The 13,727-nt window shown below is 58.0% G+C and carries 12 protein-coding genes; 6 read left to right on the top strand and 6 right to left on the bottom strand.

The window, feature by feature from the left end; genetic code table 11:
- Positions 1-15: 15 nt before the first annotated feature.
- Positions 16-1,674, bottom strand: coding sequence for a long-chain-fatty-acid--CoA ligase (locus tag BN874_RS08525; protein ID WP_034432079.1), 1,659 nt, complete (start codon positions 1,672-1,674; stop codon positions 16-18).
- Positions 1,675-1,803: 129 nt separating this feature from the next.
- Here BN874_RS08525 and BN874_RS08530 point away from each other — a divergent pair, with 129 nt between their 5' ends.
- A complete protein-coding gene (locus BN874_RS08530) occupies positions 1,804-2,433 on the top strand; it encodes a TetR/AcrR family transcriptional regulator (protein WP_034432081.1) in 630 nt (209 codons plus the stop codon).
- Between the two features lie 9 nt (positions 2,434-2,442).
- On the opposite strand, the gene BN874_RS08535 is transcribed toward BN874_RS08530, so the two are convergent.
- The 3 genes from BN874_RS08535 to BN874_RS08545 form a co-directional block, all read right to left on the bottom strand.
- The gene (locus BN874_RS08535) at positions 2,443-3,714 is read right to left on the bottom strand and encodes a patatin-like phospholipase family protein (RefSeq protein WP_051497604.1); all 1,272 of its coding nucleotides are present in this window, start codon (positions 3,712-3,714) and stop codon (positions 2,443-2,445) included.
- 56 nt (positions 3,715-3,770) lie between these two features.
- Positions 3,771-4,175 (bottom strand): phasin family protein, encoded by a 405-nt coding sequence (locus BN874_RS08540; RefSeq protein ID WP_051497605.1) that lies wholly within the window; start codon positions 4,173-4,175, stop codon positions 3,771-3,773.
- A gap of 76 nt (positions 4,176-4,251) precedes the next feature.
- Entirely contained in the window at positions 4,252-5,721 is a 1,470-nt protein-coding gene (locus BN874_RS08545; protein WP_034432108.1) for a wax ester/triacylglycerol synthase family O-acyltransferase, read from the bottom strand.
- 184 nt (positions 5,722-5,905) lie between these two features.
- Here BN874_RS08545 and BN874_RS08550 point away from each other — a divergent pair, with 184 nt between their 5' ends.
- A complete protein-coding gene (locus BN874_RS08550; protein ID WP_034432083.1) occupies positions 5,906-6,166 on the top strand; it encodes an acyl-CoA-binding protein in 261 nt (86 codons plus the stop codon).
- Positions 6,167-6,195: 29 nt separating this feature from the next.
- On the opposite strand, the gene BN874_RS08555 is transcribed toward BN874_RS08550, so the two are convergent.
- Entirely contained in the window at positions 6,196-6,681 is a 486-nt protein-coding gene (locus BN874_RS08555; protein WP_154724823.1) for a hypothetical protein, read from the bottom strand.
- 116 nt (positions 6,682-6,797) lie between these two features.
- Here BN874_RS08555 and BN874_RS08560 point away from each other — a divergent pair, with 116 nt between their 5' ends.
- From BN874_RS08560 to BN874_RS22430, 4 genes are all read left to right on the top strand, one after another.
- Positions 6,798-8,786 carry an SDR family oxidoreductase gene (locus BN874_RS08560; RefSeq protein ID WP_034432085.1) on the top strand — a complete coding sequence of 663 codons (1,989 nt, stop codon included), beginning with the start codon at positions 6,798-6,800 and terminating at the stop codon, positions 8,784-8,786.
- Between the two features lie 205 nt (positions 8,787-8,991).
- Complete coding sequence (locus BN874_RS08565; RefSeq protein WP_034432086.1) at positions 8,992-9,453, top strand: peroxiredoxin; 462 nt, start codon at positions 8,992-8,994, stop codon at positions 9,451-9,453.
- Positions 9,454-9,560: 107 nt separating this feature from the next.
- On the top strand, positions 9,561-10,457 hold the full coding sequence (locus BN874_RS08570) for a PP2C family protein-serine/threonine phosphatase (RefSeq protein WP_154724824.1): 897 nt from the start codon (positions 9,561-9,563) through the stop codon (positions 10,455-10,457).
- Positions 10,458-10,516: 59 nt separating this feature from the next.
- Positions 10,517-13,183, top strand: a complete 2,667-nt coding sequence (locus tag BN874_RS22430; protein ID WP_051497607.1) for a bifunctional serine/threonine-protein kinase/formylglycine-generating enzyme family protein — start codon at positions 10,517-10,519, stop codon at positions 13,181-13,183.
- Positions 13,184-13,235: 52 nt separating this feature from the next.
- Here BN874_RS22430 and BN874_RS08580 read toward each other — a convergent pair whose 3' ends face one another.
- Entirely contained in the window at positions 13,236-13,694 is a 459-nt protein-coding gene (locus BN874_RS08580) for a MaoC family dehydratase (protein ID WP_034432087.1), read from the bottom strand.
- Positions 13,695-13,727: the final 33 nt, after the last annotated feature.

Genomic DNA, 13,727 nt, shown 5'->3' on the forward strand with positions numbered 1-13,727 from the left:
AAGCGGGCATTTTCGCTATCCATCGCGCAACAATCGCCGCAGGATTTTACCGACGTTGGTCTTGGGTAACTCGGTGCGGAACTCAATCCGACGCGGCACTTTGTAGGCGGTCAGATGTTGGCGGCAATGCTCAATCAGCGCCTCGGCGGTTAGTGCCGGATCTTTGCGCACTACAACCAGTTTGACCGCCTCGCCCGATTTTTCATCCGGCACCCCTACCGCCGCCGCTTCGAGTACGCCCGGATGCAGCACCACCACATCCTCGATTTCGTTGGGATAGACATTGAAGCCGGACACCAGAATCAAATCCTTTTTGCGGTCCACAATCCGGGTATAACCTCGCTCATCGATGATGCCGATGTCTCCGGTGCGCAAATAGCCGTCACGGTTAATGACCTGAGCCGTCTCTTCCGGTCGGTTCCAGTAGCCGCGCATCACCTGCGGCCCGCGAATACAGATTTCGCCCGTCTCCCCGATCCCCAGTTCCCGATCCTGGTCATCGCGGATTGACAGTTCGGTAGACGAAATCGGCAGGCCGATACTGCCATTATATTCCTTAAGAGTTAGAGGATTGATGCAGGCCGCCGGGGAGGTCTCGGTCAGGCCATAGGCTTCAATCAATGGTGTTCCGGTCACTTTTTGCCAGCGTTCCGCTACCGCCCGCTGTACCGCCATGCCGCCGCCCAGACTGATTTTGAGCGTGCTGAAATCCAGTTGATCAAAACCCGGCGTGTGCAACAGTCCATTAAACAGGGTATTCACTCCAGTGATGACCGTGAATTTGATCTTGCCCAGTTCTTTGACAAAGCCGGGCATATCGCGGGGATTGGTAATCAGAATGTTGTGACCGCCGACTTTCATAAAGGTCAGGCAGTTGGCGGTTAGCGAGAAGATATGATAGAGCGGTAGGGCGGTAATGATGGTGTCTTCGGCAGGCCGGGAAAACGGACTCAACCACGCCGACGCCTGCTGCAAATTGGCTACCATATTGCCATGGGTCAGCATCGCGCCCTTGGAGACGCCGGTGGTGCCGCCGGTGTATTGCAGAAAGGCAAGGTCGTCATGATTCAATGGTACATCGGCCAAGGGTCGCGCCGCGCCGATGTTCAATGCTTGGCGAAATGGTACCGCCCCAGGGATATTCCAGGTCGGTACCAGTTTCTTGACCCGCTTCACCACAAAATTGATCAATGGGCGCTTGGGAAACGGGAATAAATCGCCCAATTGAGTGGTGATCACGGTCTTTACCGCCGTCTGATCGATCACTTCCTGCAAGGTTCGGGCGAAATTTTCGAGGATGATAATGGCGGATGCGCCGGAATCCTTCAGTTGATGCTCCAACTCACGCGGGGTATAGAGTGGGTTGACGTTCACCGCAATCAAACCGGCGCGCAGAATACCGAATAGAGCGACTGGATATTGCAGAAGGTTGGGCATCATCAGGGCAACCCGTTCACCCTTGCCCAGCCCCAACCCTTGCAGATACGCGCCAAAATCGCGGCTAAGCCGATCCATATCCCGATAGCGCAAACTCACGCCCATGTTGGAATAGGCCGGCAGATCGGCGAAGTGCAGGCAGCTTTTCTCCAAAATATCCTTGATCGACGTGAATTCGTTCAGGTCGATGTCAGCCGGTACGCCCGGTGGATATTCGCGCAACCAAATTTTTTCCATGCCGCTCTCCTCATTTTCGTTATTCCGATTAAGCCGATTCATTGGAAAACGGCCCGAAACCGCCCACAATTAAAAAATGATCCCGATTTGCACTTCGATTTCACTCTTCCGCATGGACCTGCGCCCGCTATGAAAACCCGTGACCGCATTCTGCACACCAGCTTGCAACTGTTCAACGAACAGGGCGAGCCGCGTATCACTACCAACCATATTGCCGATGAAATGGACATCAGCCCCGGAAATTTGTATTACCATTTTCGCAGTAAGGACGAGATTATCGGGCTGTTGTTCCAGCAGTTCGAGCGGCAAATGGATACGGTGCTGCAAACGCCGGAACGCCGGGTGCCGGACATGGAAGACATGTGGCTATATCTGCATCTGGTGTTCGAGAACATCTGGGAATACCGCTTCCTCTATCGCGATCTCGACAATATTCTCAGCCGGAACAAGAAGCTGCGGACTCATTTCCGCCGCATCCTGGAACGCAAGGTTAGCACCGCAGTGGCTATCTGCAACGGCTTGACCAGCGCAGGCGTCATGAACGCCACCGACGAAGAGATCGCGGCGCTCGCCCGCAACATTGCGGTGGTGGCTACTTATTGGCTGAACTTCCAACGCATTCGCGGCAGTCCCACCCCCGGCAACGATAGCGACCATCTCGCGCTGGGGGTTTACCAGGTGTTATCGCTGGTTGCGCCGTTCCTGACCGGTGAAGCACGACGACTGCTGCAACAAATCAGCCGCGAATATCTGACCTGATCCCGGCAATTAGCGTACACTTCCGGTGGGCGTCGAGGCTACCCAATCCTGCAATTGATCCAGTGCCGAATGCAGATCGCCCGTCAGCCGACTGCGCTGTTTGACGGGCGCGGCCAGATCGTGCGGGTGGCGTAGGCCGGTGTAGTAATGCCGCTCGGGATCTTGCAGCACGTCCAGCCGCATCCGCACTCCATGGCGGGCAAAAATCGGTTCCAGTTCCGCCCGTCGGGTGAGCAAGTCGCGGCGAGTGGTTTGATACGCATGTTCGCAGACCCAGTGTCGCCCTGAAAAACTGAAGACGTTGGTGAAGAACATCTTGGCGTCGTCACGATTCGGCTCGAACAGCACCACGTCGGTATGCTCGAACTCGCTGTCATAGGTTTTCATTCCGACTTGCAACCGGGAGTGAATCAGCGCCCGAAATGTCTGCGACAACACCACCGGCAGGCCACCCTCTACCAACCGGCTTACTGGGGTCGGGGTGCCGGTCGCAGCGCTCAGGCGGGCGTCGAAGGGCACCAGCGAATTGATGCACAGCAACAGATCCAGTCCTTCCCGCAGCGCCACCGAGGCATGCATGGTTTTACGCAGCGCGCCATCCACATAGCAGCGGCCATCAATCTCCACCGGCGGATAGAGTCCCGGTAACGCGCTGCTGGCTTGGACCGCCCGCGAAATAGGCACATGGTCGTAACCCGGCGCGCCGAATTCCACCGACTCGCCGGTATCCAGATCCACGGCGACCACATACAGCTTGTTCGCCAACTGGCGGAAATCATTACTCCGGCCAGGGTCGCTCCACATGCGGGCCAGATACTCATGAATCGGCTCGTTGTCGAAAAATCCGGTCGGCAAGGCCCGCCCCAGCCGCCGGGTCAGTGATTGCAGCAGACTCAAATCCAGCGGGTTTTGCAGATAGCGCCAGCACGCTTCCCATGTCAGCCGAGGCAGCGTCGCCAGCCGCCGCCAATACTCAGCGAAGGCCGGGGTCAGAAAAATGCGCGGGTCGAGCGGATGTTCCTCGGATTCGTTGCTAATGAAGGTGTGACAAATCCGCCCGGTGTCGAGCCGGTTGGCCAGCAACGCCGCGATCACCGCGCCGGAGCTGACGCCTACGTACACATGAAGATGATTGAAATGAACTCCGTCGAGCGCCTCGTCGAGCGCCCGCAACGCGCCGATCTCGTAGACCAGTCCGACTGGCCCGCCACCGGCGACCGCCAAGCCAATCCGGGGACCACTGGCTTGGCGCTGAATGCTTTCGGGCTGGGTAACGAGCATAAATCCTCCGTCAATCCTTTATTAAACCATCCGTAATACGCCATTAAATGAGCGGGTTACGGATGGTCTTCCCGTGCTTGGCGCAAGGCGTCAAGCTGGGCGTTCAGTGCGTTTAACCGCTGGGTCAGTTCCAGCAGATCATCGCGATTGGGCACTCCGATCTGCCCCAACACTCGCGCCAGCCGATCCTCGAAAATCTGCTCAATCTTGTCCCAGGCATCGGTCATTTTGCTACGGGTTTCATCGGTTTTTTCGCGTACCGTTTCCAGCGTGCCAACGCGGGCAGCGCGGGTTTGCTCCTCAATTTTTGCGCCTTCCGCAACCAGCGCCTCGAACAGCTTGCCACCTTCTGTGCTCACCTTGGCGGATGCGCCCAATCCGGCCAGCCAGATCAAATGCGCAGATTCCTGTACCGATTGGGACCACGGACTATCAACATTATCCAGGACTTTTTTAACCATAACGCTGCTCCAATTGATGAGTTCTTATGCTTATTCTGTGACCATAACTTAGAACAAACACCCTAAATAAACGCGGCTAGGGGTCCAAATTGATATGCGCTTTGAACGACTGCTCGATCCGTTGCGCGTCCATGGCTTCGCCCCAAGGACTCATCAGCGTGATCAATAGCAATTTTTCAAATTCGCTGGCAAAGCGGCCGATGATCGCTTCGGGATCAGTCACGATCCGGCTATCCGCTACCAGGCCGAAATGGACCCGGTCGTTGTAGCTGAGAATACTGACGCCGATGCCGACTGAACCCGACTGCGGCACCCAGAACATCATCTCGGCCACCCGCGCCCCACCCAAATAGAGCGGATCGCGCGGGCCGGGCACATTGGTCATCACCGCCGAGGCTTTATTGCTCAACAGATCCAGCAGCGGTTGTTGCAACAGGTTGGGACCCATGCCGACCGCGCCCAGCAAACCCAGCGCCAGGATCGGCTGATAGGATTCCTTGAGTTCGTTCATCCGCCGCCGGACTTCGCGCACGCGCTCCAGCGGATTAGCGATGCCCACCGGCAGTGCCAGGAACACCAGGCCGAAGAAATTGCCCAGCCGAGTTGCTTGCTCCGGTGGCCGCAGATTGACCGGAATCACCGCCCGCACCTCCAAATCGGCGGGCACTGGATCCTCCTTTTCGACCAGATAGGCCCGCAGCGCACCGGCCACCGCCGCCAGCAGCACGTCATTGACTGAGCCACCCAGTGCCTTGCCGACGGCTTTCACTTCGGTCAGCGGCAGCGGTTCGGCCCAAGCGACCCGCTTGGACACCCCCGGTGCCCCCTTGTAGCGGGTTTTGGAATCGTCTTTCATCAGCGCCAACTGGGCGATCTCCGCTGCCAGCCGAGCGCCATTGCGGGCATAGTCGAGAATGTGGGACGGATGCATGACGATGTCGGCACCTTCCTCAACCAGATCCCGACCCAGCTTGAACGTCGTGCGCGCTACCTTGTCCATCGGCTCGAAAAAACGCCGGAATACGCCGCCATAAGCCGCCGGTTCCACCGCCGCTGCGGTGAGAGAGGACACGACGGAAGCGGAGGAGTCGGTAAGCGACAACAGGACATGAATTAGCGCGATGCCGTCGGCGTAACAGTGATGAATGCGCAGGATCAGCGCGCTGCCGCTCTGATAGTTTTCAATCAGGTGGAATTGCCACAGCGGCTTGGAAAAATCCAGCGGCGCACTCATCAGATCGCTGGCCAGATTTTGCAGCTCGGTCTTGTCGGCTCGACCCGGCAGCGCGGTACGCAACAGATGCCGACGAATATCAAAGTGAGGATCGCTTTCCCAGAACGCACCCGCAGTTTTCTGGACCACGCGCTGGGTGAAGCGATGATATTTCAGAAAGCGGGTTTCGATGACCTCTTGCAACCGCGCATAGGTTAGCGGCTCGGCGCAAATCATCACGCCGGTGATCATCATCAAATTGGTGGGGCGTTCCATGCGCAACCAGGCGGTATCGATCCCCGATATGCGCTCGCTGTCTTTTTTCTTGGGCATAAAGAAATCCAGAATCATGATTATTGTCATTCTAAGCTGTCGGATTATTAAGGCACTTTGTCGAATTGGCCGCCGCACTTTTACATCATTTTGCACATAACCATTAGATGCAATGAACCCCTACGCGGGTTGATCTACACTGAGCGCCAATTTCGCAAACCCTCACCACTGGAGAAAATCCACCATGTCCGATCTAATCCGCTGCTTCCAAACCGCCGCTGAAGACAGCAAGAAATTGGGCCAGCGACCCGACAACGATACGCTGTTGAAGTTGTATGCCTGCTTCAAACAAGGCGAACACGGTGATATTGAAGGCAAGCGTCCCGGTTTTACTGACTTGGTGGGCCGCGCCAAGTACGACGCTTGGGCCAAGCTGAAGGGGACGCCTCAGGAAACAGCAATGCAGCAGTACATCGATCTGATCGAATCACTCAAGTCCGCTTGAATACAGCATAGTTCGGCTTTCCAGCGGCGTTAGCGCGGCGGTTCATCCGGGCTGTCCGGGCGGGTGCCCCGCAACAGGCTTAATCCACTTTCCATCAGCGACGAACCGGTGCGAACTACCTTCCGGGCGGTTCGATCCAGCAATTCGCTGGTGGCCAATGAAGTAATGGCGTCGGCGAATCCCTTGCGCACTTCCTCCCGGAACGCCGGCAGTGTCGCTACCGCCGCCTCCCGCAATCCCGCCGTCAATTCCGTGCGGGCCTGTGGCAGCCACTCGCTGGCCGCATCCTCCAGACCGCCCCGTACCTGGGTGCGCAGCGGTTCCAGCAGTTCCTGACCGGCTGCGCCCGCGCCCGCTTTCACCCGTGCTTCCAGCACCTCGGCGAACGCTTCCAGCCGGGTCTCCAGCCGTGGCCGCAGCCAGCGCTGAAACACCACCAGTCCCAGGGTCAGGGTACACAGGCTCGACGCCAGCGCGGTAACGACGATCATTATCAGGAGTTGTGTGCTGTTCATTGATCACTTTCTCACTCCGCTGATGCTGCGGATGGCTTGTCGTAGCAAGGATTTTCAGGGCAGTCACTTCTATAATTAACAATTGTTAACTAATTAAAGTCAGGAGCCAAAATAACATGAACTATTTCGTCACCGGCGCTACCGGCTTCATTGGCCGGCGTCTCGTCGAAAAGCTGCTGCAACGTCCCGATACCACGGTGTACTACCTGATTCTGGAACGTGAATTACCGATAGTGGAGACGTTGCGGCTGCGTTGGGGCGCCGCTGCCGACCGCACGATCCCGATCATCGGCGATTTGACGCTGCCGCGCCTGGGCGTAGCGGAAATTGATCTCGCCCGGCTCAAGGGCCAAATCCAGCACCTGTTTCATCTGGCCGCAATCTACGATCTCAAAGCCAGCGCCGAGATTCAGGAAAAGGTTAATGTCGCTGGTACTCGCAATGTGGTCGCTTTCGCCGAAGCGGTCGAAGTCGGCTGCTTTCATCTGACCAGCTCCATCGCCGCCGCCGGCTTGTACGAAGGCGTGTTCCGCGAAGATATGTTCGAGGAAGCCGAAGAACTGGATCATCCCTACTACCGCACCAAACATGAATCGGAAGGCATCGTTCGCCGTGAATGTTCGCGCCCGTGGCGAGTCTACCGGCCCGGTATAGTAGTCGGTGATTCGCGCACTGGCGAGATGGACAAAATTGACGGTCCTTACTATTTCTTCAAGCTGATTCAGAAGTTGCGCAAGTTATTACCGCCGTGGATGCCAGTCATCGGCATCGAGGGCGGTCGGCAGAATCTGGTGCCGGTCAATTTTATCGTGGACGCGATGGATCATATTGCCCATCAGCCGAATCTGGATGGACAGTGTTTCCATCTGGTTGATCCCCATCCGCACCGGGTCGGCGACATTCTGAATCTCTTCGCCCGTGCCGCCCATGCTCCGGAAATGAGTCTGCGGGTTAACGCCCTGATGTTCGCTTTTGTGCCGGAGATCATCAAAACCGGGCTGGCGCACATCAAGCCGGTGCAGCGGATGCGTGATCAGGTACTCAAGGATCTGGGGATGCCGGGGGATGTGATGCGCTTCGTCAACTATCCCACCCGCTTCGACTGTCGGGAGACGCTAAAGGCGCTGAAAGGCACCGACATCGCGGTGCCACCGCTGGAAAGCTACGCCTGGAAGCTGTGGGATTACTGGGAACGCCATCTTGATCCGGAACTGTTCATTGACCGCAGCCTGAACGGTGCGGTGAAAAATAAGGTGGTCCTGATCACTGGCGCCTCGTCCGGTATTGGTAAAGCTGCCGCGCTCAAGATTGCCGAGGCTGGTGCCAAGGTTCTCATCGTCGCCCGCACTGAAGAAAAATTGCGGGAAACGCAACAGGAGATTCAGGTGCTGGGCGGTTCCGCTTTTATCTATACCGCTGATGTGGCGGATATTCATTCCTGTGACGCCCTGATTCGCCGAGTATTGGAGGATCACGGTGGAGTGGACATTCTTATCAACAACGCGGGGCGTTCCATCCGCCGTTCAATTGAACACTCGCTGGATCGTTTCCACGACTACGAGCGCACCATGCAGCTCAACTATTTCGGCGCGCTACGGCTGATCATGGGTTTTATTCCCACCATGTTGAATAGGAAGCGCGGCCACGTTATCAACATTTCCTCCATCGGTGTCCTGAGTAACGCCCCGCGCTTTTCAGCCTACGTTTCGTCCAAGGCAGCGCTGGACGCTTTCTCGCGCTGCGCGGTCGCCGAGTTCTCCGACAGCGGTATTGAGTTCACCACCATCAACATGCCGCTGGTGCGCACGCCGATGATCGCGCCTACCAAGCTTTACCAGCACATCCCTACGCTCAGTCCGGAAGAGGCTGCTGATTTGATCGTGCAGGCGATCATTTACAAGCCGGAGCGTATCGCTACCCGGATTGGAATTTTCGCCCAAGTGCTGCACGCCGTGGCGCCCAAGCTGTACGCCGTGATTATGAATACTGCGTTCCGGCTATTCCCGGAATCCACTGCCGCCAAGGGCCAACAGCCCAGCGACGCCCAGGAACCGTCACTGGAGCAAATATCCTTCGCCCAGTTCACCCGGGGTATTTATTGGTAGTACTGACCCATTGCGCACTGCTCCATTATCGGTAGTGCGCGGTTGGGGAGCTTTTTGCAACCGCTGGGTCAAAGGCTGGCGTGGATCGTTCCACGCAGTCGCCTTGCGAGGCGGCTATCCCGGTGGGTTTCGGCGAGTCCGCGCGCCGGAACCACCACACCTTTCGATTCCTGAACCCCTAAAACCTGCCCGTGAGAGTTAAACCATGAAACTGAAAATTGGCGATCCCGCCCCCATGTTCACCGCCACTACGACCGATGGCAGCACCGTCCATCTGGCTGATTATCTGGGCAAGAAAGTGGTGCTGTACTTCTACCCGATGGATGACACCCCCGGCTGCACCAAGCAGGCGTGCTCGTTGCGCGATCACCACGGTGAAATCCGTGACTGCGGGGCTGCCGTTCTCGGCGTGTCCACTCAGGATGCGGCTTCCCACCAGCGCTTCACCGCCAAATATCAGCTCAATTTTCCGTTGATAGTTGATAGCGACGGCGCAATTGGTAAAGCCTATGGCGCTATGGGCGACGGCTTCCTGGGTGCGGCGATGAATCTGATGGGTATGGCCAGCCGCATTACCTTCATCATTGACGAAAACGGCCATATCGCCCACATCATTGATAAGCCCGATTGCGCCCACCACGCCGAAGAAGTCCTCAAGCTGTTGTAGGATCAGCGCACACCGGCATCATTCCCATGCGATCCGACATTTTGGGTGGTTTATCCCTGATCGTCGGGTAACATAAGGGCATTGCCGTCAGAGTGCAGGGGATCGCTGTGAATCCGCATCAGCTTCCACGCGATCCCTCTTCCAACCACCTGCTGTTGAGCTGCCACGCTGCTGAAGATGCCACCATGACCCTCCACACCTTGAACCTTCCCCACCGATGGCAGTGGGGCGGCGCCAGCCAGCAAGGCGGACGCCATGAACAGCAGGATCGTTGGGCCGTTTTCGAGCCGCCCGGCAAGAGCGGCCTGCTGGCAATCCTGGCAGATGGGATGGGCGGTCATGTAGGAGGCGCTTTGGGTGCGCAAATCGTGATTGACATCGCCCGCGAGTTCATCCAGAACCCGCCCGCAGTGCTGCGTACCGATCCATCCGCCGAACTTGAACGCCTCTGCCGACGAATGCACGAGGCCATTAACCGTCAGTCGGAGACCGCCCGCAGTACGGTGGTGATGGTCTGGATTGACCGTAATCAGGCCCATTGGCTGAACATCGGCGACAGTCGGCTCTATCATTTCCGCGATGGGCAGCGCCTGATGCGCACCCGCGATCACTCTGCGGTGCAGTTGCTTATGGATTTGGGTGAAATCAACGAATCCGAGATGGCGACTCATCCCGCGCAAAACCGGCTCTACCGCTCCATGGGCGGTGATGATGCGCCTAAACCTGACTTGGGCCGAGTTTCGATCCGCCCTGGTGATCTGCTGGCACTGTGTTCCGATGGGATTTGGGAACATGTGACTGAATCCGAATTGTGGAGCGCTACCCTTGCCAGCGGCCCCGACGCTGCCGCCCGGTTGTTGACTGAGCAGGCTACCCGGCGCGGCGGCGCGGCGGCAGACAATGCGACCCTGGTTTTGTTGCGTGCGGATTCGCATGATGCCGGCGACTCATCAGGCTGGTTGCAACGCTTGTCGGTAGGGTTCGCCTCCTGGTTCGGTCGTTAGCGCTGCCCTGTCTTCCCCTGTCGCTGCCCTGCACCCTCACTTACTGAAAGGGAAGACCGATGGCTGAGGAAACCAACGCGCTGCCCACCGGTTATAGCCTGCACCGTTACCAGATCGAAGGGGTGTTAGGCGCCGGCGGTTTCGGCATCACCTACAAAGCAATGCACGAAGCGCTGGAAAACGAAGTCGCTATTAAGGAGTATTTCCCGGCCGAGTGGGCCTATCGCGATCACAATGGCACTACCGTGCGCGCCAATTCCCAAGGCCAGATTCCGGCCCGGAGCGGCGAGCCGCCGTGTTACGAATGGGGACTGCAACGGTTCCTCGACGAAGCCAAGATTCTGGTGCAGATCAATCACCCCGGCGTGGTGCGGGTGCGAGATTATTTCACTATGAACGGTAGCGCCTACATCGTGATGGAATACGAAGAGGGCGAATCGCTGAGTACTTCATTGCAGCGCGGCGGTATTTTGCCGGAGCCCGATTTAATACGGCTGTTGGGCGACGTGTTGCCCGCGCTGGAGGCGGTCCACGCCCAAGGCTACCTGCACCGCGATCTCAAACCCAGCAACCTTTACGTCCGTAAAAACGACAATCGGGTCATCCTGATTGACTTCGGTGCCGCCCGCCAGGCGCTGGGGCGGCGCACCCGCAGCGTCACCAGTGTGGTCACGCCGGGCTACTCTCCTATCGAGCAATACGTGACGGTCGGCGATGATTACGGCCCCTGGACCGACCTCTACGCGCTCGGTGCGGTGTTGTATCGCTGCATCACCGGCGCGCCGCCTATCGAAGCGCCCGGTCGGGTACTCAAGGATCCAGTACATCCGGCGATTGAGGTTGGCGCTGGACTGTATTCACGCGGCTTGCTGTACACGGTTGATCAAGCGCTGGCGGTCCGCCCCGAAGATCGCTTCCAGAGCGTAGCCGCCATGCGGGAGTCGTTGCAGACTACCGATTCGGCCAATGCCTTGGCCGATTTTTCCCAACTTCCGCCTATCGACTCCGCATTCCTGGATTTGCCCTCGCCGATGAGCGCCGCACGCTTTGGTTCCGCCGTGGCCCGTTCGGAATCGTCAGCGCCATCCACCCGCGAAAATTGGCTAGGGGGTGTCAACTCACTGCCGGATCGTCCTCCAGCGCTTGACCGTTCACGGCCTTCCCCTCGGCCAGATTCCCGCCCAGCCACCGGCGGCGCCAGCTCGCCTGACTGGACTCTCTCTGACCGTGTACCGCCCCTGTCCCAACCCGAGCGGATCGAAATGCGCTCGGTGACTCCACTAACGACGCCTGCCGATGCAGCGTTACCGTTACTGGAAAATGTATGGGATCATCTGGACGAGTTCACGCTGCCCTCAGCCCCCAGTCAACCCAACGCGGCTGAGATCGAAGTATCGTCCCAACCTCAGTCGCAACCCCGGTCGCAACCCCGGTCGCAACCCTCAGCTTCTCTGCTCAATCGCTCGCCGCAATCAGCGGTGGCCTACCTGAAAAAAGCCGCGCCGTCCCGGCGAAACAGCGTCCCCAGCGTGCATCTGCCGGACGCGCCCGCTTCCACTCCAATTCCCGTAGACCGTAGCGAACCGACTTCTGCACCGCGCTCGCCGGTGGTGGATTCGGGGGGTACGGTTCGATCCATTCACTGGACGCGGGTGCTGCTCACCGTCTTCGCCATCTCAGGGTTGTCGGGAACGGGAATTCTCGCCTATGAGTATTTCAAAACGTTCCAGGAGCAGCATCAGCAGGCAACGGCCGCTCAGCAGCAACAGGAAACAGCGCAGCGGGGCGAGGAAGAAACCCAGCGCCGCGAGGCGGAAATTGCCGGTCACATTGACCAGGCTCGCCGGGCCATCACCAATAAAAACTGGGCGCTGGCGGATCACTATCTGAATCGGGCGGCGACCCTGAATCCCGGTCATTTGGCTATAGCCACCGTCCGTACCGAACTGCTGGTGGCCCAGCAGCCCAGCGCCAACACCAAAACCCGCACTGATCCCATCACGGGATTGGAACTCAGTTGGGTCGAAGGCGGTTGCTTTAGTATGGGTAGTCCCGCCACCGAACGGGATCGCAATAGCGATGAAACGTCGCACCAGGTATGCGTCAAAGGGTTCTGGATCGGCAAGACTGAAATCACCAACAGTCAATATCGGCGCTTCAAACCTGGCCATAACAGCGGTGTCTTCCAAGGGCTTTCCCTGAATGGCGATACTCAGCCCGCAGTCAATTTGAACTGGAACGATACCATCGCTTTCGCCGAGTGGCTGTCGTGGGAAGCCGGCGCCGGCAAGCGTTTCCGGCTACCCACCGAAGCCGAGTGGGAACGCGCCGCCCGGGCGGGCACAACGACCCGCTATTACTGGGGTAACGACATTGACCCGCGTTACGCCAATTTTTCCGACCGTAACGACCCAACCGGCGCGTCCATTGGTAGTCTGGATGATGGACAAGCCATCACCGCGCCGGTCGGCAGTTATCCGTCGAATGCTTTGGATGTGCGCGATATGGCCGGTAATGTCTGGGAATGGACCTGCTCGGAATACGATCCGAACTACAGTGGCGCTGAACAACGCTGCTCAACCCGGCGCTCCAACGAAGGCCAACGGGTGGTTCGTGGCGGTTCCTGGAGCAGCGGTGCTGGCGAGTTGCGATCAGCCCGGCGTCTGCCCCGCAAACCCAGCTATCAGGATGCCATGACCGGTTTCCGGGTCATTATGGAAGAGTAAGCCGATGCTGAGCTGGAACCTTGACCCAGCGTCGTCGGCTCTGGCTGCGGACTCAGGGTTTGTTGCGGCGACTGACCATGATCGTGGCATTGCCCTCAACCACAATTTTGTCCCGCACCGTACAAATAGTGTTGATGATCACCCGCCGCCGCTCCGGGATGATCTCCTGAATGGTGCAAACAGCGGTGACGGTATCGCCGATCCGCACCGGGGCCTTGAAACGTAATTGCTGATCCGAATAAATGCAGCCCGGTCCGGGCAACCGAGTGCCCAATACGCAGGAAATCAGTCCGGCGCAGAACATGCCGTGGACGATGCGGCTCTCAAATGGTGTCTTCGCGGCAAATACTTCGTTGCAATGCACCGGGTTGTTGTCACCGGTCAGTCCTGCAAACATCACTACATCGGTTTCGGTGACGGTCTTGGCGTGAGAGGCGCTCATGCCGACTTCCAGATCTTCCAGATAGTAGCCGTGGATACTGTCGTTATAGCCTTCGTGAGTCGAGTACATGCGTTTCTCCAGATTAGGGGGATGTTCAGGCGC

The sequence above is a fragment of the Candidatus Contendobacter odensis Run_B_J11 genome, assembly GCF_000531125.1.
Classification (GTDB): domain Bacteria; phylum Pseudomonadota; class Gammaproteobacteria; order Competibacterales; family Competibacteraceae; genus Contendibacter; species Contendibacter odensensis.